Origin of the sequence: Pseudomonas sp. NPDC090201 (assembly GCF_044746825.1) — a bacterium.
GTDB classification, from domain to species: Bacteria; Pseudomonadota; Gammaproteobacteria; order Pseudomonadales; family Pseudomonadaceae; genus Aquipseudomonas; species Aquipseudomonas putida_AD.
Genome location: NZ_JBIVCX010000009.1, coordinates 97,666 through 118,305 on the forward strand (window position 1 = coordinate 97,666; position 20,640 = coordinate 118,305).

Below are 20,640 nucleotides of genomic sequence, written 5' to 3' on the forward strand. Positions count from 1 at the left end.
GAGGAAGGGCAGTGTAGTTGCCCTCCCGGCAGGTGACCGTGGTTTTTGCTGGCAGGTTCCTTGTCGAGCCGATGAACGGGCGACCCCTCAGTGCTGGCTATCCACCGAGCCGTCGACAGGATCGGGCGGCACCGGGCCGTCCTGGCTGGTGTCGATGCTCACCACCACTGACATCCCCGGGCGCAGGCGCTCTACGCCGTCCTGATCGTCGTCCACGGTGATCCGCACCGGGATCCGCTGGGCAATCTTCACGAAGTTGCCCGTGGCGTTGTCCGCCGGCAAAAGACTGAATTCCGAACCCGCCGCTGGCGAGATCCGCTGCACCCGCCCGCGCATCTTGCGGCTTTCCAGGGCATCGACGGTGAAGGTTACCGGCTGTCCCAGGCGCACATTGGCCATCTGGGTTTCCTTCATGTTGGCGATGATCCAGCGCGGTTTTGGCACCAGCGCCATCAGTTGCGCGCCAGAGTTGACGTAGGCGCCCAGGCGGGTGCCGATCTGGCCGAGCTGACCGTCCCGAGGCGCGGTGATGCGGGTGTTGCTTAGATCGATGCGCGCCAGCTCGATGGAGGCTTCGGCGTTCTGCACCGAGGCTTCGAGGGAGCCGCGGTTGACGATCACCGTCTGCAAATCCTGACGGGCGATTTCCAGCGTGGCCTTGGCCTCGGCCAGGGCGGCACGGGCCTGGGCATCGGCGGCGCGGGTCACGTCCAGTTCGCTTTTCGAGATCGAGCCATCGGTCACCAGTGCCGTGCTGCGGCGCAGGTCGGCGGCGGCTTTCTCGCTCTGGGCCTGAGCGTTGGCGACCGTCGCCTGGCGCTGCACGATGGTCGCCTCGGCGCTGCGCCGCTGTTGCAGATTGTTGTCCAGCGCGGCTTTCTGAATGCCCAATTGCGCCAAGCCCTGATCCAGATGCTGCTGGTAAATGCGGTCATCGATGCGCACCAGCAGGTCGCCTGCCTTGACCCACTGAAAATCCTGCACCGGCACTTCATACACGTAACCGCTCAGCTGCGGCCCGATGATCGTGGTCTGCCCGCGCACCTGGGCGTTTTCGGTGCTTTCGATGGGGCTGCTGAATGGCGGCAGTTGCCAGGCGTACAGCACCACCAGCACCCCGGCCAGCGCGACACCGCCGAACAGGATCGACGACACCAGGCGAATCTTCGCCGAACGCGGCTGGCTGGTGGCGGGCATCGCTGCCGGTGCCGGGGCGGGGCTTGCCGAAGGTGCCGGGGCGGCCTGGGTGGGCGGTGGGGTGCCGGAAGGCTTGCTCGGTTCTGTCATGAAGGTTGTACGCCGCTGGGTTGAACGGAAGAGGGTGTCGAAGGGGATGGCGTGAACGGCGCGACCGGTTCGGTGGTGATCCACAGCCAGGTCGCACGGCTGGTGATCCAGATCATGGTCAGGATCGCGATCAGGGCGATCAGCATGAACACATCGTTATAGGCCAGGGTATTGGCCTCCCGGGTCGCGGCGGTGGCCAGGGCGCGAATGCCCTGGTTGGTGCGCGCCGAAGGGTCGGCGATGGCCGAGAGGTACGAGGCGCTGGAACTCTGCAAGCGCGCCTGCACCTGCGGGTCCAGCAGGGTCACGTGCTCGACGATGTGCGCCGAATGAAACTTCTCGCGCCAGACCTGAAAGGTGCCCAGCAACGCCGAGCCGATCAGGCTGCCGACGTTCTGTGCGATCCCGAACAGCACCGAAAAACTGACCATGTTGCGCGGGTTGCTCAACACGCCGCTCATGCCCAGCACCAGCGTTGGCCCCAGAAAGAACGTGCCACCGAACGCCAGCAGGAACTGGCTGAAATACATCTGCGGGCCACGGGTCAGGCTGGTGGAGAAGCTGTCCATGATCGAACCTGTGGCCATCAGCGCCAGGGAGATGATGAGCGGCTTGAACAGGTGCTGCGGGTGAATTGTCATCGCACTGACCACCAGCCCCGCGACACTGCCCAGCAGCATGAAGAAATACAGGGTGTGCAACTGTTCGGTGCCCTGATTCATGCCCTGCAGAAAACCCACGGCGCCGGTGGCCTGCTCCGACAGCACGATACGGGTGAGCAACACGCCCATGGCGAAGCGGATCATCCGCCCACTGCCCAGCCAGCGGGTGATCAGCAAGGGGCGAGTGCGGTTGTGCTCGATACAGATGCCCATCACGATCAAGGCGATGGAGGAGGCCAGGGCCACGCCAATCCACGGCTCCTCCAGCCACCATTCGATGCGCCCCAGCGACAGCGCCGCACACAGGGCAGCGAAGCCGGTGGCGAGCAGGATGAAGGTCAGGAAGTCGAGCTTTTCAAAGGCCTTGAAGCGATCACCTGGCGGCAGCTTGAGGATCAACACACAACCCAGGGACAGCAGGCACATTCCCAGCTCGAACAGGTACAACCCGCGCCATTCGGCGATCTGCAGCAGGTCTTCGGACACCAGTCGCGCCAGCGGTGTGGCCAGCTGTGCCGTGCCCAGGCCCAGCACCAGCGCTTTCATGCGCCACTTCTGCGGGAAGGCCTGGATCATGTAGTAAAGGCCCAGGGAGCTGAGCGCCGCGCCGACCATGCCGTGGGCGGCGCGCACGGCGATGGCCGATTCGATGTCGTTGACGAACAGATGGGCGAAGGTCACCAGCGCGTAGAGCACCAGAAACACTTCGGTAAACGCCCGCAGGCCGAACTGCTGGCGAAACTTCACCAGCAGCAGGTTGATCGAGACGTTGGTCATCACATAGGCGGCAGGCAGCCAGGCGATCTCAGCCTGGGTCGCACCCAGCGCGCCTTGCAGGTATTGCAGGTTGGCAACCACCAGCGCATTCCCCAGGCCGCCGGTGAGGGCAACGATCACCCCGACAATCGCAAACGCCCAGCGCTTGGGCGTGGAATGCAAAGGTGTAGACGGCGATCCGGGAATCGTCGGCCGCTCGTGGGGTGCCCAATTGTGGGGTGTGTACTTGTCGTTCATCGAGCAGACCTGAAGGATGCTGTCCTGAGACCGTGGCTGCAGCGATATTACTCACCAGATGCCCGTGGCGTATGACGATTGTGCGTGAGAGGAGTTTAGATGCTCTGGATTGGATTGGAGGTGGGTCAGGAATTTATGTCTACGGCAGCACGGCTTGCTGATGCGGGCGATCTTGAAGACGCCGTCGCGGGCAAGCGCGCTCCTACAGATGCGAACACCGACCCGTACCAGCACGGCTTGCCGGCGGAGCGATCTCAAGGGCGCCATCGCGAGCAAGCTCACTCCTACAGGGTTGAGTCAACCCGCACGTAGCAGCACGGCTTGCCGGCGGGGGCGATCTCAAGGGCGCCGACGCCGGCAAGCCGGACTGCTACGGGATGGTGGTGTGTTTTTGATTTTGATTTTGATCTTCTTACGCGATGGTGCAGACGACACCGAACGCGACGTTAAGGCGCCAGGCCGAGCGCAGGTGTCGTGTAGGGGGATGAGCGGCAGGAAGCCGCTAGCCGTGCGGGCCATGGACGGCGCTCATATGGACGGGACGGCATGCCCCCGGAGCGGCGCCGGAGTCGAGGGAAGTCCGAAGGACCCCAGCCTGTCGCAATGGCTTTGCTTACTTTCCCCGTAAGGAAAGTCAGTCGCCCGTAAGGGGCGAAACCCTAGGCCAAAACCACCACGAAAATGGATATTCACACGACCTAGAAGTCACCCGCAGACGCGGAGCGTCACACAAGCCGTTACCACGCGGAGCGTGGGAACGATCATTCAGCAGGGGAACGCCCACGCGGATTTGTATCCCACTGTATCCACACCCCCCATAGACACTTACCGATGAAATAGCCCCGCCCCCCCGACACATCCGCGATACCTCCAGACCGTTCAATAGGCTCCAACGAAACACACAACCTTGAACACACTGAAAACCTCTGGAGATCGCCATGAACTGGAAAAACCTCTCAATCGCCACCCTGTTCGCCGCCCTGAGCCTGGGCGCCCTGTCTGCCCAGGCCCAGGACCTGGCCAAACCACAGGCCTACAAATACGGCGACCACCTGGACATCCAGAAAGTCATCTCCTCCCACGAAGGCACCACCCCGGTCTGCGGCGTCGTCACCTCGCAACTGACCTACCTGGATTCGATGAACCAGACCCACGTGCTCGACTACAAGAGCTTCTCCGGCGGCTGCCACGACAACTGATCAGGCAGGTACTCCCTATGTTGCTCATCGCATTCCTGGGCGGGATCGTCACCGTTCTCAGCCCCTGCATCCTCCCCGTGGTGCCGTTTCTGTTCGCCCGCGCCGACCGCTCGGTGTCCTCGGTGCTGCTGACGCTGCTCGGCCTGAGCCTGACCTTCGCCCTGGTTTCAAGCCTTGCGGTGGTGAGCAGTGATTGGGTAGTGACCGCCAACGGCATTGGCCGGCAGGTGGCGCTGGTGATCCTGGTGCTGTTCGCGCTGTCGCTGTTATCGGCCAGGATCGGCCACTGGCTGACCTGGCCGCTGGTGACACTGGGCAATCGCCTGGACCCGGCCACCCGCCGGCTGTCCGGCCCTTCGGCCTCGTTGCTGATCGGCGTGGCCACCGGGCTGTTGTGGGCGCCCTGCGCCGGGCCGATCCTGGGGATCATCCTGACCGGCGCCATGCTGCAGGGCCCGAGTGCACAGACCAGCCTGCTGCTGCTGGCCTATGGCCTGGGCAGCGCGGTATCGCTGGGGGCGCTGATCTTCGCCGGGCGCGGCCTGGTGGCGAAGATGAAACTGTCGCTGCCGGTCACTTCCTGGTTGCGTCGCGGGGCGGGCCTTGCGGCGCTGGTGGTGGCGGTGACCATCGCCAGCGGTTCGCAGAATCAGTTGCTGGCCGGCACCTCATCCCAGGGCGCGGCGGCGGTGGAGCAGGGCCTGCTGAGCGGCGTGCCGAAGGTCATCGATTACCTGGTCAGCAGCGTCAAGGCAGCCTCGGCACCTGATGTCAGTGCCAAGGGTGAAATGCCGTCGCTGTCCGGTGCCGTGCAATGGCTGAACTCACCCGCGCTGAGCAAGGAGTCGCTGCGGGGCAAGGTGGTGCTGGTGGATTTCTGGACCTTCGACTGCATCAACTGCCAGCACAGCATTCCGTATGTGAACGAGTGGGCGAAGAAGTACGAGAAGGACGGCCTGGTGGTGATCGGCGTCCACACCCCTGAATACCCTTACGAGCGGGTGGTGGACAACGTGCGCAAGAACGTCGCCAAGCTGGGCCTGAATTACCCGATTGCCATCGACAATGACTACGCCATCTGGCGCGCATTCGGCAATCAGTACTGGCCTGCGCACTACATCATCGATGCCCAGGGCCAGATCCGCTACACCCACTTCGGCGAAGGCGGCTACGACACCCAGGAGCAGGTGATCCAGCAACTCCTCGCCGAAGCCCGCGCCAAGGGCTGATCGAGCGGGCTACACCATGCGGCGCACGGTATTGTCCTTGCGCACGAAGTGATGCCAAAGGGCTGCAATCACATGCAGCCCGATGACGTAGTAGAAGATCGTCCCCAGCAGCACGTGGTAATGCTCCAGCGTTTCGGCGGTGTCCTTGGCGATGGCGAACGGAGCGGGAATGCTCAGCGACGTCAGCGGAATCGGTAACGCACCGCGTTCCAGCAACACGGTGAACAGGCCCAGCAGCGGCTGCGCGAGCAGGAAGGCATACAGCGCGTAGTGCGACAGGGTCGCGGCCAGGCGCAGGGCACCTTCCAGTGGGGGGGTAATGCCCGGGGGCGTGTGGCGGTGACGCTCGGCGATGCGAAACCAAGCCATGATGAACACCACGATCCCCACCCAGAAATGACTCTGGACCACCAGCGCGCGCAGATCGGTGCCCTTGGCGAACTGGCTGCGGCTGAGAATCAGCGCGTAGGCCAGCACGATCAGCACGGCCATCACCCAGTGAAACCAGCGGGCCTTGTAGCTGTAGCGTTCGGTATTGATAGGTGTACTCACGGTCGGGTCCCTCGGTTCCTGGTTTTTTTTCGCAGGCAGTTTGCCTTGCCTTTATGAACGCTGTCAGCGCCACAGGTTTCGATCAAGCGCTGTGATGGCTTTCAAATGGCGTGCCGGTTTTACCAGCGCAGCCCATGCCTTGAAACGTTGCAAAACGCTGATCGGCAGAATGTTGCAGATCACGGTCCTTAGAATGTTTTGCATCCATAACCGTAAAAGTGTGTGGTTTATATTCATGTCCAACAAATAGGCGCCAAATAAATAACTTGTCAGTAATAAGTAATACTATTTGTTAAAGAGTTAATTCGAATGATGTTATTCAAATGAGGGTATGGCTCGATATTGAAGTTATTTTGTTTTTAAGATCTATCAATTGCTATGTTTATAATTATTCATAATTAGCAATCCATCGAAACGAGTTTGACAGGTAATCCACTTGGATCCATCTTTATCACCGACGGTTCAGCGTCCCTGACTATCGGTCTGACCAGACTGGCATTTTGCCCAGCTCCACTGGGGCCTTCACCACCATTCATGGATATTTGCACACAGGACTCTGCACATGGACGTCCCCGGATTCGCTCGCCTGTTGAAACAGCAAAACATGGACTCCGAAGTGTGGTGGGATTCGTCCCCCACAGAGTGCGCCCTCTTTAAAAGGCGCATGTTGTCGCTTTATCCCGATATGTCGGATTACATCGCTCATTTATTGCCCGAAGTCTTTTCGCGACAAGCTGGCGATATCAGCGGTGCCACCACTAATCCGAGCCTGATCAGCCGCACCGTCCTGGAAAACAGCGCTAAATGGCGCGACTACCTCGCCAGCCTGTCCCTGAGCCTGCCCAGTGCCGAAAAGGCCCGCAGGGTCTATGACCAGGCCATTGTCGAAGGTGCCAATGTGCTTTATCCCTCGTGGGTGGGTTCTGCCAGGCGCCATGGCTGGCTGTCGGCGCAGATCGATGGCGGCGAGCGCATGGGCGAGGGGATGCTGGTGGCCCGGGGGCTGCAACTGGCGAGCCTGGCGCCGAATATCATGGTCAAGGTGCCCGGCAGCGAGCAGGGCTATCGCGCCATCGAACAGTTGGTGGCCGAGGGCTGTTCGGTCAACAACACCTTCTGCTTTACGGTGTCGCAGGTGGCCGCCTGCCTCAAGGCCATCCACAACGGACGCCTGCGTGCACAGGTTCAGGGCGTGAATACCGATCATGCACGCTATGTCATCAGTTTCATGATCGGACGGCTGGGCGCCGAGCCCGAGTTCGAAGGCCAGGCCCGGCAACGCCGTCTGCACCTGACTGCAGCCGACCGGCGCTGGGCCGAGCTTGCGGTGTATCAGGCGATGCAGGCGCTGCTGCGCCGCTGGCAGACACCGGCGCGGCTATTGCTGTGCAGCCTGAAGATCGACACCGATGTGCGCGGCCGCGAGCACTGCTGGCACCTGCAGCGCACCGGGGCAGATGCCACGCTCTATACCATGACGCCGCAGATCCTCGAGTTTCTCATCCGCCGCCAGCAGCAAGGCCAGCCGATCGTGCCCGCCCGGGACTGGGTGCAGGTGCCCAAGCGGGTGCTGAACCGGCTGATGGCGATTCCCTATTTCAACCAGGCGTACTTCGAAGGCGATCTGGCGCCGTCCGAATTTTCCCGTCATCCGGCGTTCATCACCGCCAGCCGCGATGCACGCGATGGCCAGGAGCGCTTGCTGGCGTTCGTCAAGAATGCACACGGCGCGCCTGTGAATGGCATGCCCATGGAGCGTGCCTCATGAACCGCATGATCGCGCTGTGGGCGCACCCGCGTTCACGCTCTACGGTGCTTGAGCGGGTGTTCATCGAACGCGGCGATTTCGAGGTGTTCCATGAACCCTTCGCGCACATGGCGTTCGACGAGCAGTCCGCCATCCCCCACGACGATCTGGATTGCGGCTTGCCGCGCAGCTACGAAGCGATCAAGGCGTTGCTGCGCGACACCCGCCAGGCCCGCAACGTGTTTCACAAGGACATGTGCTACCACTGCCTGGACGAGCTCAAGGCCGACCCCGAGTTTCTGCTGGAGCAGCAGAACGTGTTCATCATTCGCGAGCCGGGCCGGGCCATCCTGTCCCACCACGCGATGTTCGCGCAGATGCCGCTGGCGGCCATCGGGCACAAGGCACTGTACGAAATCTTCTGCGAGGTGACGCGGCTCACCGGAAAGATTCCCTACGTGGTCAATGGCGATGACCTGGCCCGGCAGCCGGAGCAGACCCTGCACAGGCTCTGTGACCACTTGCAGCTGGACTTCCTGCCCGAGGCGCTCAGTTGGGAGGCCGGTTGCCCTGCGCAATGGATGGCCTGGCGCAGTTGGCACAAGGAGGCGGAGAGCAGCACCCGGATCGTCGCGCCGGAAACCGGATTCGACGAACGCCAGCTCACTGAATCCCCCCATCTGATGGCGTATTACCAGGTCCATCGGCCGTTCTACGAGCGCATGAATCACTTCGTGCAGCAGGGACATCCATGAAAAAGATCGTTATCACCGGCGCCGCCAACGGCATTGGCAGGGCCACCGCGATGGCCTGTGTGGAGGCGGGGTTCTTCGTGATCGCTGCCGACAAGGATCGCCTCGGCTTGCAGGCCCTGCAACGCGACCTGCCACCCCACAGGCTGGAAACCCACCTGGTCGATTTCGCCCAGGCATCGGTCTACCAGTCGTTCATCGGCAATCTCTACGAGGTTCACAAGCACCGCAGCCTGCACGGGCTGGTCAACAACGCAGGCGTCTACAACGGCAAGAGCGTGTACGACTACAGCGACGGGGACATGGAGGAGATGTGGGCGGTAAACCTCAAGTCGCTGGTCTACCTGTCCAAGGATTTCGCCCGGCACGAACCCCAGGCGCAGCATTCGCGAAGCATCATCAACATCACCTCGGTGGCCGGCGAGGTGGGCAGCATGGACGCTCTCTACGGCGCCACCAAGGCGGGCGTCATCGGCCTGACCAAGGCCAACGCCTGGAATTTCGCCCCTCGGGTGCGGGTCAACGCGGTGTCTCCGGCGCTGGTGCGCAACACCTCCATCCATGACCGCATCCCCGAGCATCGGCGCAAGGAGTACGAACGACAGGAAATCCTCGACGAGCCCATCGAACCCCAGGGCGTGGCCGATGTGATCATGTTTCTGCTGTCTGACCAGAGCCGCCACCTGACCGGGAAAGTCATCGCAGTCGACAACGGCGCCTACCCGCGCTGACGCGACCGGGCGAGGGACGCTAACAAGGAGAACACGACATGCAACGCAAAAAGTTGTTGATCGTTGGCGGCGGCAATCTGTGCCTGCAGATCCTGCAGATTCTGGCCGGACGCAATCAGTTCGAATTTCACGTGGCCAGCCGCAACCTGGAACAGGCCACGCGGCTGTGCAACCTGGTGCGGCTGGCGGCCTTGCAGCGGGACGTGCAGGTCAGTATCCAGCCCTGGGAGATGGACCTGACCGAGGCCACCATCGAGCGCAACGCCTACACCCTCGCCAAGATCAAGCCCGACATCATTCTCAACTGCGCTTCGCTGCAGTCCTGGCGCATCATCACCCAGCTTCCCAAGGTGACCTTCGACGCGCTGGACGAGGCGCAACTGGGGCCCTGGCTGCCGATGCACCTGGCGCCGGCCTATGCCTTGATGCGGGCGATCAAGCAGTCCTGCCCCAGAAGCCTGGTGGTCAACGCCGCGTACCCCGATGCGGTCAATGCGGTGCTGTTCAAGGCCGGCCTGGCGCCGGACGTGGTCGTGGGCAATATCGCCAATCTGGTGCCGGCCACCCGCTGCGCCATCGCCCGGCTGGCGCACTGCGAGCCGCTTCAGGTCGGGGTCAAGCTGATCGGCCAGCATTACTTCAGTCATTACGTGCCCCGCCGTGGCTTGCCGGCCCAGGCCCATTTCAACCTGAGTTACTGGATTGACGGCCGCGAACGCACCGACGAATTCCCTGCCCAGGCCATCTTTGCCAGCGTCGCTGAACACTTCCGCCGGCTGGGCGGCATCGATGGCCAGTACCTGACCGCGATGTCGGCGATCCGGGTGCTGGAAAACCTGTTCGCCGAAGACGAAGTGCACGTCCATGCCCCCGGCCCCCACGGCCTGCCGGGTGGGTATCCGGTCAAGGTCGGCATGGGCCAGGTGCTGCTCGGGCTGCCGTATGGCGTCACCCGCGAGGAGGCGATCACGCTCAACGAGGCCGGGCAGCGCCAGGACGGCATCGAGTCGATCCTGGCCGATGGCACGGTGGTGTTCGGCCGCGCGCAGATGGGCGTGATGGAACAGATGCTGGGTTATTTCATGCCGCAGATGAAGGTATCGGAAGCGGCGCATTGTGCAGAGGAGCTGGGGCGTAAATACCGGGCGTTCGCCAGCGACATTCATCAGCAGGGAGTCAGCAGCCATGTCAGTCAGCAACCCGCTATCACCCGCCGCGCCAGTTGATCTTGACGATCAGGATTACGCGCAACAGTACAGCGCCGATTTCGTCGCCCGCTGGGATGAACTGATCGACTGGGACAAACGCGCCGCGGGGGAGGGGTCGTTCTTCACCGATCAACTGCTCGCGGCCGGCGCCTGTCGAGTGCTCGACGCTTCCACCGGCACCGGCTTTCACGCGGTGCAACTGCGCCGGGCCGGGTTCGATGTGGTGGCCTGCGATGGCAGCCCGAGCATGTTCGAACGGGCCAAAGTCAACTTCGCCCGGCGCAGCCTCGACATTCCGTTGCTGTGCCTGGACTGGCATCGTCTTGATCCCAGGCTGCTCGGCACCTTCGATGCGGTGGTGTGCCTGGGCAGCTCGCTGTGCCACCTCTTCGAGCAGGACGAGCGGGTCGAAGTGCTCAAGCGCTTTCGTAGCGTGCTCAAGCCCGGCGGACTGCTGTTGATCGATCAGCGCAATTTCCAGGCGATCCTCAGTGGGCATTTTTCGTCGTCGGGGCGCTATTACTACTGTGGCAAGAGCGCGAAGGTCACGCTGGGGGAGCTCAACCGCTCCCTGTGCGAGTTCATCTACACCTTCAGCGATGGCGCCTGTTTCCGGCTGCGGGTTTATCCCGTATTGCCCGCGCAGCTGAGAGGCGAGCTGGCGCTGGCCGGGTTTGATGTCGGCAAGAGCGTGGGCGACTTCAAGCATGTCTATGACCCGATGCGCGCCGACTTCATCATCCATCAGGCCTTCGCCTGAAAACAAAGCCAGGGAGGCTTTAGCATGAACATCCAGAGTGCCCCTTCAGGCTCGACCCACAACCTGTTCGCCTATTCATTCACCCGCAAGGCCTCGGGCGAAGGGCAGCCTGCGCCCCATGTCATCTGGCTGACCGGGCTCTCGGCGGCCGGCAAGTCCACCATCGTCGACGGTCTCAACCCGGTATTGCAGGGGCGCGGGCTCAGGACCTGCATCCTCGACGGAGACTCGGTGCGCAGCGGCCTGTGTCGCGACCTCGGGTTCAGCGACCATGACCGCGAAGAAAACGTGCGCCGGGTGGCGGAGGTGGCGGCGTTGATGGCCGATGCCGGGCTGACCGTCATGGTGGCGCTGATTTCGCCGACCTATGCCTGCCGCCATTACGCGCGATCGATCATCGGCACCGAGCGGTTCGTCGAAGTCTTTGTCGATGCGCCGCTGGCGGTGGCCGAGGCGCGGGATCCCAAGGGGCTTTACCGGCGTGCCCGCCAGGGTGAAATTCGCGGCTTCACCGGCATCGATTCGGCGTATGAACCTCCGGTGTGCCCTGAGCTGCACATCCACAGCGACCGGACCAGCGTGGCCGAGGCGGTGGGCATGATCGACGACTGGCTGCGCCGTTCCAGAGGCGAATGACCGTTCATCCCCCTCGTTTGAAGGGGCAGTCGTCAGAAATTCCCTCGAATTCGCCCGTCTCTGCCATTATTCAGCAGTGAGCCACTGCTGGGGACGGGCGATGTCTATCGGTCAGTTGAAGGTCAATGCCATCCGCCTGGTGGGCGGCATGGGCGTGCTCGACTTCCTCAATACCTGCGATGGCCGCAGGCCCGGCACAGGGCTTGATGAGGTGATCGACAAGTTGTCGAATCTCGAAGACGTCGTGCACTGGTTTCATCACGCTGGCCTGATCGGTTCGGACGAGCATGAGCGGCTGGTGCAACTGGTGCATGATGCGTCCTGGCACAGCATCACGGCGTTCAGCCAACTGATTGCGTTGCGCGAGTCGCTGTACCGGCTGTTCCTGGCCGTGGCGCTGGGCGAGGCCGCGGATCCTGTGGCCATGGACGAGCTGAACGCGGCCCTGGCCCAGACCGCTGCGCAGCGTCAGGTGGTAGCGGTGCCGGGCGGGTTCATCTGGCGCTGGTTGCCGGCTGACTCCCTGGAAGCCATGACCGCAGGTTTCATCGGGCGCATGGCGGTACAGGCTGCGGCGCTGCTGACATCTCCCGACCTCTCCAGGCTCAAGGCCTGCGCGACACCTGACTGCGACTGGCTGTTCATCGACACCTCGAAAAACGGCCGGCGCCGCTGGTGTCAGATGAGTGTCTGTGGCGCACGCGAGAAGGCTCGCAGGGCGGTTGGGCACTTCTAGGCCAGCCAAGCCCTGCAAAAAACTACGGAACCTGGCCACCTCTCAAGCTTCATATCCTTTTGAAGGCGCTCACGGCACGGGCCGTGGCGGGAAGCACAGAGAGCACTTGCATGGGCGATATCCGTATCGGCATCTCGGGCTGGCGCTATGTGCCGTGGCGCGGTGATTTCTACCCGGAAGGCCTGGCTCAGAAAAACGAACTCAAATTTGCGTCCAGAGCGGTGAACAGCATTGAAATCAATGGCTCGTTCTACTCTCTGCAGTCGCCGGATCTCTACGCCCGCTGGTATGCAGACACGCCCAAGGGCTTCGTTTTCAGCCTCAAGGCGCCGCGTTACATCACCCACGTCAAGCGTCTGAAGGACATCGACGAAGCCCTGGCCAACTTCTTTGCCTCGGGGCTGTTTCAGTTGAAGGACAAGCTGGGGCCGATCCTCTGGCAATTCCCGCCAAGCTTCAAATTCGACGCTGAACGCTTCGAGCATTTCCTGCAGCAGTTGCCCCACGATGGCAAGGCCGCCAAAACCTGCGCCCAGGGCTGCGCGCCGCGCATGGAGAAACCGGGCTATCTCGACATTCCGGCCAGGGCGCGCCTGCGTCATGCCGTGGAAATTCGCCATGAAAGCTTTGCCGCCGCCGAATTCATCGCCCTGTTGCGCAAGTACAAGGTGGCGCTGGTAACCGCCGACACGGCCGGCAAGTGGCCGTATCTGGAAGACCTTACCTGCGACTTCATCTACCTGCGCCTGCACGGCGACGAAAAACTCTACGCCAGTGGCTACACAAAGCCTGCGCTCAAGCGCTGGCGCGACCGCATCGATGCGTGGCGCCAGGGCGAACAACCCGCTGACGCTCATCTTGCCTCTAGCAAAGCTATGCGGGCGCGCAAGTCGCGGGATGTCTTCTGTTACTTCGACAACGACATCAAGGTGCGCGCGCCCTATGACGCACGGGCCTTGCTTGCGCGTTTCAAGCTGACCGACGCGCTGCAAGTCGCGCCCGGCGATCTGCAAGGAGTTGAGTTTTGAGCAGCATTTCCAGTAGCGTCCTCGCCCCTCAGGACACCGGCCGCCGACGACCGCCGGCGTCCACCCGCATCACCCTGCACGTGCTGACCATGAACATGCACATGGGCTTCGGTTTCCTCAACCGGCGCTTCATCCTGCCCGAACTGCGCGATGCGGTGCGCAGCGTGTCGGCCGATGTGGTGTTCCTCCAAGAGGTGCACGGCGAGCATCAGAGCCATGCGCAGAAGGTCAAGAACTGGCCGACCATTTCGCAGTACGAATTCCTCGCCGACAGCATGTGGCAGGACTTCGCCTACGGTCGCAACGCGGTGTACCCCCACGGCCATCACGGCAACGCGCTGCTCTCCAAATACCCCATCGTGCGCCATGAGAACCTCGACATTTCGATCCTCGGCACCGAAGAGCGCGGCCTGCTGCATTGTGTGTTGCAGGTGCCGGACTGTGGCGAGGTCCACGCCGTGTGCGTGCACCTGGGTCTCAAGGAAATTCATCGTCAGCAGCAACTGGCGCTGATGGCCGACCTGGTCGCGCGGCTGCCGGCCGATGCACCGGTCATCATCGCCGGAGACTTCAACGACTGGCGCCAGAAGGCCGATGCGGCGCTGGCCTCGACCGGCTTGCGCGAGGTGTTCGTCGAAACCTTCGGCGCTCCGGCCAAGAGCTTTCCGGCGCGTTTTCCCCTGTTGCGGCTGGACCGCATCTACGTGCGCAACGTCAGCATCGCCAAACCCCAGGTCCTGTCCAACCGGCCCTGGTCACACCTGTCCGATCACGCGCCACTGGCCGTGGAGGTGATCCTGTGAAGACATTCAACGATCGATGCGGCATCTGGCAGGACGGCAACTCGGTGGAGTTGCTGATCAATGGCGAGGACTATTTCAGCAAGGTCTTCGCCTGTATTCGTGCGGCCCGGCAGGAGGTATTGCTGGAAACCTTCATCATCTTCGAAGACCGCATCGGCGAAGGCCTGCAACAGGCGGTGATCGAGGCGGCCAGCCGTGGCGTGCGGGTGGTGATCACCGTGGACGACTATGGCACCTGTGACCTGAGTTCGGCGTTCGTGGCGAAGATGATCGAGGCCGGTGTGCAGATCCAGCTGTTCGATCCGCAGCCGCGGCTCATGGGCATGCGCACCAACCTGTTCCGCCGCCTGCACCGCAAGGTGGTGGTGATCGATGGCGAGCTGGCGTTCATGGGCGGCATCAACTACAGCGTCGATCACATGGCGGACACCGGCATCACCGCCAAGCAGGATTATGCGGTGCTGGTGCGCGGCCCCATCGTGGCCGACATCCATCGCTCGACCCTGAACATGCTAAGCCCCGCGTTGCGCAAGACCTTTGCGCCGCTCAAACCTGTAACCCGCCAGGCGGGCCCTGCGCGCATGTTGCTGGCCGAGCGCGACAATCGCCAGCACACCACTGACATCGAAGAGCAATACCTGCTCGCCATGCGCAGCGCCCAACAGCGCATCACCATCGCCAATGCGTACTTCTTCCCCAGTTACCGCTTCCTGCGTGAACTGCGCAACGCCGCGCGTCGGGGGGTGAAGGTCACCCTGATCCTGCAAGGCAAGCCGGACATGCCGTTCGTGCGCATGTGTTCGCGCCTCACCTACACCTGGCTGCTGCGCGAAGGGGTGGTGATCCACGAATACAAGCAACGTGCGCTGCACGGCAAGGTGGCGCTGATTGACCACGAATGGTCGACCGTGGGCTCCAGCAACCTCGATCCGTTGAGCCTTGCGCTGAACCTTGAGGCCAATCTGTTCATCCGCGACCGGGCGCTGAACGAGCAGCTGCATCAGCACTTGCAGGACCTGGCGGCCGCCCACAGCAAGCAGGCCAACCTCAAAGGGCTGGCGAAAGGGCAGTGGTGGCGGGCGCCGATGATCTTCCTGAGCTTCCACTTTCTGCGGCATTTCCCTGCCATCGCCGGCCTGTTTCCGGTCCACGGTCCGCGGCTCAAGCCCATGCGCGCCGCCGACGGGCTGCCAGAGGCCCAGGTGCTCAAGCATGAATTGGCGCCCGAACAGGAGAAGTCGTCATGAGCGGTCTGTCGCGGACAACCGGGCACCCAGGCACGGAGCAGGCCACTGGCAAACAAGGCCCCTGGCTGAAGTGGGCCAAGCGCCTGTTCACACTGTTTTTTTTCGTCGCCGTGCCGGTGTTGCTGTTTCTGCTGGTGAGAAACCTGGACTGGAACGAGGTGACCCACGCGCTGGAATCCTACAAGGCCAGCACCCTGGCGCTGGGCTTTGTGGTGGCGGCGGGCAGTTACCTGACCTATTGCGGATTCGATGTGCTGGCGCGGCGCTACACCGAGCACAAGCTGTCGGTGAAGCAGATCGTGCCGGTGACCTTTGTCTGTTATGCCTTCAACCTGAACCTGAGTTCCTGGGTCGGCGGCATCGCCCTGCGTTACCGTTTGTATTCGCGACTGGGGCTGGATGTGCCGACCATCACACGCATTCTCAGCCTGAGCCTGGTGACCAACTGGCTGGGCTACATGCTGCTGGCCGGGTTCGTGTTCGCCGGGGATTTCATCGACCTGCCCGAAGGCTGGAAGATCGGCGACACGACGCTGCAGTTGATCGGCTTCGTGTTGCTGGCGGTGTGTTTCGGGTACTTTCTGGCGTGCCGCTTTTCTCATCGGCGCACCTGGACCATTCGCAAGCAGAAGCTGGTCTTGCCGTCGTTGAACCAGGCACTGCGCCAGGCCTGCCTGGGGGCGCTGAACTGGGGGCTGATGGCGCTGCTGATTTACATACTGCTGCCGGAAAAGGCCTTCTATCCGGCGGTGCTGGGGATTTTGCTGATCAGCAGCATCGCCGGGGTCATCGCTCATATCCCGGCGGGGCTTGGGGTGCTGGAAACGGTGTTCATTACGCTGATGCAGCATCAGTTCAGCAAGGGGCAGTTGCTGGCGGCGCTGATTGGCTATCGGGTGATTTATTTCCTGATTCCGCTGATGCTGGCGGTGGTGGTGTATCTGGTGTTGGAGAAACGGGCCAAGGGCATGCGCAGGCGTAACGAAGCGCGGGATCTCTGATTTTTGTATTGATGATCGTTCCCACGCTCTGCGTGGTAACGGCTCTATTGACGCTCCGCGTCTTCTTGCGACGCTGAAGTCGTGTGTATATCCGTTTTCGCGGTGGCTGGGCTTTAGGGTTTCGCCCCTTACGGGCGACCTACTTTCTTTCGGGAAAGTAGGCAAACCATTTGCTCCTGGCTGGGCCTCGACTTCGTCTCGGTTCCCTCCCTCCGGCGCCGTTCCGGGGGCACGCCATGATGGGCCATCCATGGCCCGCACGGCTTTCGCGGCTCCTGCCGCTCATCCCCCTACACGACGCCTGCGCTCGGCCTGGCGCCTTGACGTCGCGTTCGGCGGTGTCTGAACCACCGCGTAAGAAGATCAAAATCAAAATCTAAAACACACCCCCGACCCGTAGCAGCACGGCTTGCCGGCGGGGACGTCCGCAAGATCGCCCCCGCCGGCAAGCCGTGCTGCTACGGGGGGGAGTTGCATCTGTAGGAGCGCGCTTGCCCGCGACGGCGGTGGTGCATCCGACACCTCTCCATCGAATGTACCGCCCATTCGCGGGCAAGCGCGCTCCTACGATTTTGGATATGGCGAAGAACACGGAACTGATCCAAACCCTGTAGGAGTGAGCTCGCTCGCGATGGCGGACCTGGGATCGCCGACGCCGGCAAGCCGTGCTGCTACGGGTGGGGGTTGCATCTGTAGGAGCGCGCTTGCCCGCGACGGCGGTGGTGCATGCGACACCTCTCCATCGAATGTACCGCCCATTCGCGGGCAAGCGCGCTCCTACGGTTTGCCGCGTTCGGACGATGTCGTCCGCAAGATCGACCCCGCCGTAAGGGCGGGAGGGTGAATCCCCGTCACCACAGCTAACGGATCAGCCCATAATCAAAAGCCAAAAAAACCTCAATCCTCAAACCCCACCTGCTCCGAAATCTCATCCACCTTCAATTCCAACCGATACGCCACAGCGATAAACAACGCCTGACACAAACACAGCGTCGCACTCAATGAACGAAACGCAAACGAGCTCCCCTCATTGACCAACAACACCGCATTGGCCCGCTTGGCCAGCGGCGACAGGTTGCTGTCGGTAATGATCAACGTCTTGGCCTGATGATGCTGGGCAATGCGCAGGCAGTGCTGCGTCTCCTTGCCATAGGGCGTGAAGCTGATCGCGATCACCAGGTCATTGGCGCGCACGCTGCGCATCTGCTCGCGATAGCTGCCGCCAAGGCCCGACACCAGATGGATGCGCTTGTTGGTGTGCTGCAGGTTGTAGACCAGATAATCGGCCACCGCGAACGAGCGGCGCACGCCGACCACGTAGATGTTGTCGGCGTTGACCACCAGATCCACAGCCTTTTCGAACGACTCGTCGTCCAGTTCCAGCGCCAGCCGCTCGAGCCCCGACAGCGTAGCGTTCACGCATTCGCGCGCCAGGTCGCCGCCGCTGGCTTTCTGCGATTTGTTGGCGATCATGCTGCGGATGCGTTGCTGGTAGTTCTGCACCGGCGTGGCTTTGTGGGTGTAGGCCTCGCGAAACAGCGCCTGCATTTCACTGAAGCCACTGAAGCCAAAACGCTGGGAAAACCGCACGATGGCCGAAGGGTGCACTTCACACTCGCGGGCGATGTCGCTGATGCGGTCGACCATGATCCGGTCGCTCTGCTGGCTCATGTAGCTGGCGATGCGCTTGAGCTGGCGCGGCAGGCTTTCGTATTCGGAGGTGATCAGCTTGAGCAGGGCATCAGCGGTTTCCGGCGCGGTGATGGACGACGCGGGGCTGTCGTCGGTGTCGGGCAGGGACGGCTGATCAGTGCTGGACATACGTTCGGATCCTCAAGCTTTTCTTATCGCCCCAGTTTACAGGGCTTCACATTTATATCCTGCCTGTTTAGCACGATCTGCCAGCATTTGCGCAAAATAGAAAAAAAGTTCCACATGAAAATAATTTAGAAAAAATCATTGATCCGGACGCGATGCCGTTCTAGTCTGCATTCACGAACGCGGCCTGCACCTCTCACGCAGGCCTGGCTGATAACAATAAATATGAGGAGCCGGCATGGGCCAGACTCGTTTTGCCAGTGGACGTCAGTTGGATGTGGTGTGCCTTGGGCGTCTGGGCGTGGACCTGTACGCGCAGCAGATCGGCGCGCGGCTGGAAGATGTCTCAAGTTTCGCCAAGTACCTGGGCGGGTCCTCCGCCAACATCGCGTTTGGCACGGCGCGCCTCGGGGTGAAGTCGGCCATGCTGACCCGCGTCGGCGACGATCACATGGGGCGTTTCCTGGTGGAATCCCTGGCCCGCGAAGGCTGCGATGTCAGCGGCATAAAGGTCGATGCCGAACGCCTGACGGCCATGGTGCTGCTGGGCATCAAGGATCGCGAAACCTTCCCGCTGGTGTTCTACCGGGAAAACTGCGCCGACATGGCCCTGGCCGCCGAAGACATCGATGAGGCGCAGATCGCGTCGAGCAAGGCGCTGTTGATCACCGGCACCCATTTCTCCACCGACCAGGTGTTCAAGGCCAGCAGCCAGGCGCTCGATTACGCCGAGAAGCACAACGTCAAGCGCGTGCTGGACATCGACTATCGCCCGGTGCTCTGGGGCCTGACCGGCAAGGCCGATGGCCAGACCCGCTTCGTCGCCAACCAGAGTGTCAGCCAGCATGTGCAGCGCATCCTGCCGCGCTTCGACCTGATCGTCGGTACCGAAGAAGAATTTCTCATCGCCGGCGGCTCGACCGACCTGCTCGGCGCCCTGCGTAACGTGCGCGAGCTGACCGCCGCTACCCTCGTGGTCAAGCTCGGGCCACAAGGCTGCACGGTGATCCATGGAGCGATTCCTGCGCGGCTCGAAGACGGCGCGATCTACCCCGGCGTGCGCGTCGAGGTACTGAACGTGCTGGGCGCAGGCGACGCGTTCATGTCCGGTTTTCTGAAAGGCTGGCTCAACGACGAAAGCGACGAGCGCTGCTGCCAGTTGGCCAATGCCTGCGGCGGGCTGGTGGTGTCGCGCCATGCCTGCGCCCCGGCCATGCCGACGCTGGCGGAACTGGACTACCTGTTCGAGAGCCCGGTACCAATCACCCGCCCTGACCAGGACGTCACGCTGCAGCGCCTGCATCAGGTCAGCGTGCCGCGCCGGGAATGGAAGCAGCTGTTCATTTTCGCCTTCGATCATCGCGGGCAACTGGTGGAACTGGCGCAGAAGGCCGGGCGTGACCTGGCCTGCATCGGTCAGCTCAAGCAGTTGTTCATTCAGGCGGTGGAGCGGGTCGAGGCCGACTTGGCCCGGCGCGGAATCGCCGCCGATGTCGGGCTGCTGGCCGATCAACGCTTCGGCCAGGATTCGCTGAACGCTGCCACCGGCCGCGACTGGTGGATCGCCCGGCCGGTCGAAGTGCAGGGCTCGCGGCCGCTGGCGTTTGAGCATGGCCGTTCCATCGGCAGCAACCTGATGGCCTGGCCCAAGGAGCAGATCATCAAATGCCTGGTGCAATACCATCCCGATGACGAACCCATGCTGCGCCTGGAACAGGAAGCGCAACTGATGGGGCTGTATCAGGCGTCGCAGGCCAGCGGTCATGAATTGTTGCTGGAGGTCATTCCGCCCAAGGATCACCCCAGCACTCACCCCGAGGTGATCTATCGCTCCCTCAAACGCCTCTACAATCTGGGGATTTACCCTGCGTGGTGGAAGATCGAAACCCAGCCGGCGCACGTCTGGGAACAGCTCGATGCACTGATTCAGGAGCGCGACCCTTATTGCCGTGGCGTCGTGTTGCTGGGCCTGAACGCCCCGGCCGAAGCACTGGCTGCCGGCTTTCGCGAAGCGAGCCGCAGTTCGACCTGTCGCGGCTTTGCCGTGGGCCGCACGATTTTCCACGAGCCCAGCCGTGCCTGGCTGGAAGGGGAGATCGACGACGCCGGGCTCATCAGCCGGGTGCAGAGCACCTTCGGTTTCCTGATCGAATCCTGGCGCGAGGCGCGGGGCTGAGCACCTGACCTGATCCGCTGCAATCCCATGTTCAACGCGAAAAAAACAACAAAG

The 20,640-nt window shown here is 62.3% G+C and carries 18 protein-coding genes; 14 read left to right on the plus strand and 4 right to left on the minus strand.

Annotation, left to right across the window (positions count from 1 at the left end):
• Positions 1-87 precede the first annotated feature (87 nt).
• Positions 88-1,287, minus strand: coding sequence for an HlyD family secretion protein (locus ACIPOO_RS20925; protein ID WP_400609524.1), 1,200 nt, complete (start codon positions 1,285-1,287; stop codon positions 88-90).
• Positions 1,284-2,963 (minus strand): MFS transporter, encoded by a 1,680-nt coding sequence (locus tag ACIPOO_RS20930; protein WP_400609526.1) that lies wholly within the window; start codon positions 2,961-2,963, stop codon positions 1,284-1,286. Before ACIPOO_RS20930 ends, ACIPOO_RS20925 begins: the two co-directional genes overlap by 4 nt.
• Before the next feature lie 938 nt (positions 2,964-3,901).
• Between ACIPOO_RS20930 and ACIPOO_RS20935 the strand changes: the two genes are divergently transcribed.
• On the plus strand, positions 3,902-4,162 hold the full coding sequence (locus ACIPOO_RS20935; protein WP_274133570.1) for a DUF2790 domain-containing protein: 261 nt from the start codon (positions 3,902-3,904) through the stop codon (positions 4,160-4,162).
• A gap of 17 nt (positions 4,163-4,179) precedes the next feature.
• Positions 4,180-5,391, plus strand: a complete 1,212-nt coding sequence (locus ACIPOO_RS20940; protein ID WP_400609528.1) for a cytochrome c biogenesis protein DipZ — start codon at positions 4,180-4,182, stop codon at positions 5,389-5,391.
• Positions 5,392-5,400: 9 nt separating this feature from the next.
• Here the strand turns inward: ACIPOO_RS20940 and ACIPOO_RS20945 are convergent, their stop codons facing one another.
• The gene (locus ACIPOO_RS20945; protein ID WP_400609530.1) at positions 5,401-5,943 is read right to left on the minus strand and encodes a cytochrome b; all 543 of its coding nucleotides are present in this window, start codon (positions 5,941-5,943) and stop codon (positions 5,401-5,403) included.
• A 685-nt stretch (positions 5,944-6,628) separates the two neighbouring features.
• Here ACIPOO_RS20945 and ACIPOO_RS20950 point away from each other — a divergent pair.
• The 11 genes from ACIPOO_RS20950 to ACIPOO_RS21000 all read left to right on the plus strand — a co-directional run bounded on the left by ACIPOO_RS20950 (position 6,629) and on the right by ACIPOO_RS21000 (position 16,592).
• Entirely contained in the window at positions 6,629-7,711 is a 1,083-nt protein-coding gene (locus ACIPOO_RS20950) for a transaldolase family protein (protein ID WP_400609532.1), read from the plus strand.
• Positions 7,708-8,445: a sulfotransferase family protein gene (locus ACIPOO_RS20955; protein ID WP_400609534.1), complete on the plus strand. Its 738-nt coding sequence runs from the start codon at positions 7,708-7,710 to the stop codon at positions 8,443-8,445. The genes ACIPOO_RS20950 and ACIPOO_RS20955 overlap by 4 nt, the downstream gene beginning before the upstream one ends.
• The gene (locus ACIPOO_RS20960; protein ID WP_274133565.1) at positions 8,442-9,173 is read left to right on the plus strand and encodes an SDR family NAD(P)-dependent oxidoreductase; all 732 of its coding nucleotides are present in this window, start codon (positions 8,442-8,444) and stop codon (positions 9,171-9,173) included. Before ACIPOO_RS20955 ends, ACIPOO_RS20960 begins: the two co-directional genes overlap by 4 nt.
• A gap of 38 nt (positions 9,174-9,211) precedes the next feature.
• Positions 9,212-10,399: a hypothetical protein gene (locus tag ACIPOO_RS20965; protein ID WP_400609536.1), complete on the plus strand. Its 1,188-nt coding sequence runs from the start codon at positions 9,212-9,214 to the stop codon at positions 10,397-10,399.
• Positions 10,359-11,141, plus strand: a complete 783-nt coding sequence (locus tag ACIPOO_RS20970) for a class I SAM-dependent methyltransferase (RefSeq protein ID WP_400609538.1) — start codon at positions 10,359-10,361, stop codon at positions 11,139-11,141. The genes ACIPOO_RS20965 and ACIPOO_RS20970 overlap by 41 nt, the downstream gene beginning before the upstream one ends.
• Before the next feature lie 24 nt (positions 11,142-11,165).
• Positions 11,166-11,777 (plus strand): adenylyl-sulfate kinase, encoded by a 612-nt coding sequence (gene cysC, locus ACIPOO_RS20975; RefSeq protein WP_400609540.1) that lies wholly within the window; start codon positions 11,166-11,168, stop codon positions 11,775-11,777.
• 100 nt (positions 11,778-11,877) lie between these two features.
• Positions 11,878-12,513 (plus strand): CGNR zinc finger domain-containing protein, encoded by a 636-nt coding sequence (locus ACIPOO_RS20980; RefSeq protein WP_400609542.1) that lies wholly within the window; start codon positions 11,878-11,880, stop codon positions 12,511-12,513.
• A gap of 110 nt (positions 12,514-12,623) precedes the next feature.
• A complete protein-coding gene (locus ACIPOO_RS20985) occupies positions 12,624-13,541 on the plus strand; it encodes a DUF72 domain-containing protein (protein ID WP_400609544.1) in 918 nt (305 codons plus the stop codon).
• A gap of 89 nt (positions 13,542-13,630) precedes the next feature.
• Positions 13,631-14,344: an endonuclease/exonuclease/phosphatase family protein gene (locus ACIPOO_RS20990; RefSeq protein ID WP_337993894.1), complete on the plus strand. Its 714-nt coding sequence runs from the start codon at positions 13,631-13,633 to the stop codon at positions 14,342-14,344.
• Positions 14,341-15,591: a cardiolipin synthase ClsB gene (clsB, locus tag ACIPOO_RS20995; RefSeq protein WP_274133559.1), complete on the plus strand. Its 1,251-nt coding sequence runs from the start codon at positions 14,341-14,343 to the stop codon at positions 15,589-15,591. The genes ACIPOO_RS20990 and clsB overlap by 4 nt, the downstream gene beginning before the upstream one ends.
• Positions 15,588-16,592 carry a lysylphosphatidylglycerol synthase domain-containing protein gene (locus tag ACIPOO_RS21000; RefSeq protein WP_400609546.1) on the plus strand — a complete coding sequence of 335 codons (1,005 nt, stop codon included), beginning with the start codon at positions 15,588-15,590 and terminating at the stop codon, positions 16,590-16,592. Before clsB ends, ACIPOO_RS21000 begins: the two co-directional genes overlap by 4 nt.
• A gap of 897 nt (positions 16,593-17,489) precedes the next feature.
• Here the strand turns inward: ACIPOO_RS21000 and ACIPOO_RS21005 are convergent.
• Positions 17,490-18,413 (minus strand): MurR/RpiR family transcriptional regulator, encoded by a 924-nt coding sequence (locus ACIPOO_RS21005; protein ID WP_400609548.1) that lies wholly within the window; start codon positions 18,411-18,413, stop codon positions 17,490-17,492.
• A 235-nt stretch (positions 18,414-18,648) separates the two neighbouring features.
• Between ACIPOO_RS21005 and iolC the strand changes: the two genes are divergently transcribed.
• Positions 18,649-20,586, plus strand: coding sequence for a 5-dehydro-2-deoxygluconokinase (gene iolC / locus ACIPOO_RS21010; RefSeq protein WP_400609550.1), 1,938 nt, complete (start codon positions 18,649-18,651; stop codon positions 20,584-20,586).
• Positions 20,587-20,640: the final 54 nt, after the last annotated feature.

Coding starts and splice junctions, on each gene's coding strand:
- ACIPOO_RS20925 (WP_400609524.1), bottom strand. CDS start 1,287: ATGACAGAACCGAGCAAGCCTTCCGGCACCCCACCGCCCACCCAGGCC.
- ACIPOO_RS20930 (WP_400609526.1), bottom strand. CDS start 2,963: ATGAACGACAAGTACACACCCCACAATTGGGCACCCCACGAGCGGCCG.
- ACIPOO_RS20935 (WP_274133570.1), top strand. CDS start 3,902: ATGAACTGGAAAAACCTCTCAATCGCCACCCTGTTCGCCGCCCTGAGC.
- ACIPOO_RS20940 (WP_400609528.1), top strand. CDS start 4,180: ATGTTGCTCATCGCATTCCTGGGCGGGATCGTCACCGTTCTCAGCCCC.
- ACIPOO_RS20950 (WP_400609532.1), top strand. CDS start 6,629: ATGTCGGATTACATCGCTCATTTATTGCCCGAAGTCTTTTCGCGACAA.
- ACIPOO_RS20955 (WP_400609534.1), top strand. CDS start 7,708: ATGAACCGCATGATCGCGCTGTGGGCGCACCCGCGTTCACGCTCTACG.
- ACIPOO_RS20960 (WP_274133565.1), top strand. CDS start 8,442: ATGAAAAAGATCGTTATCACCGGCGCCGCCAACGGCATTGGCAGGGCC.
- ACIPOO_RS20965 (WP_400609536.1), top strand. CDS start 9,212: ATGCAACGCAAAAAGTTGTTGATCGTTGGCGGCGGCAATCTGTGCCTG.
- ACIPOO_RS20970 (WP_400609538.1), top strand. CDS start 10,359: ATGTCAGTCAGCAACCCGCTATCACCCGCCGCGCCAGTTGATCTTGAC.
- cysC (WP_400609540.1), top strand. CDS start 11,166: ATGAACATCCAGAGTGCCCCTTCAGGCTCGACCCACAACCTGTTCGCC.
- ACIPOO_RS20980 (WP_400609542.1), top strand. CDS start 11,878: ATGTCTATCGGTCAGTTGAAGGTCAATGCCATCCGCCTGGTGGGCGGC.
- ACIPOO_RS20985 (WP_400609544.1), top strand. CDS start 12,624: ATGGGCGATATCCGTATCGGCATCTCGGGCTGGCGCTATGTGCCGTGG.
- ACIPOO_RS20990 (WP_337993894.1), top strand. CDS start 13,631: ATGAACATGCACATGGGCTTCGGTTTCCTCAACCGGCGCTTCATCCTG.
- ACIPOO_RS21000 (WP_400609546.1), top strand. CDS start 15,588: ATGAGCGGTCTGTCGCGGACAACCGGGCACCCAGGCACGGAGCAGGCC.
- ACIPOO_RS21005 (WP_400609548.1), bottom strand. CDS start 18,413: ATGTCCAGCACTGATCAGCCGTCCCTGCCCGACACCGACGACAGCCCC.
- iolC (WP_400609550.1), top strand. CDS start 18,649: ATGGGCCAGACTCGTTTTGCCAGTGGACGTCAGTTGGATGTGGTGTGC.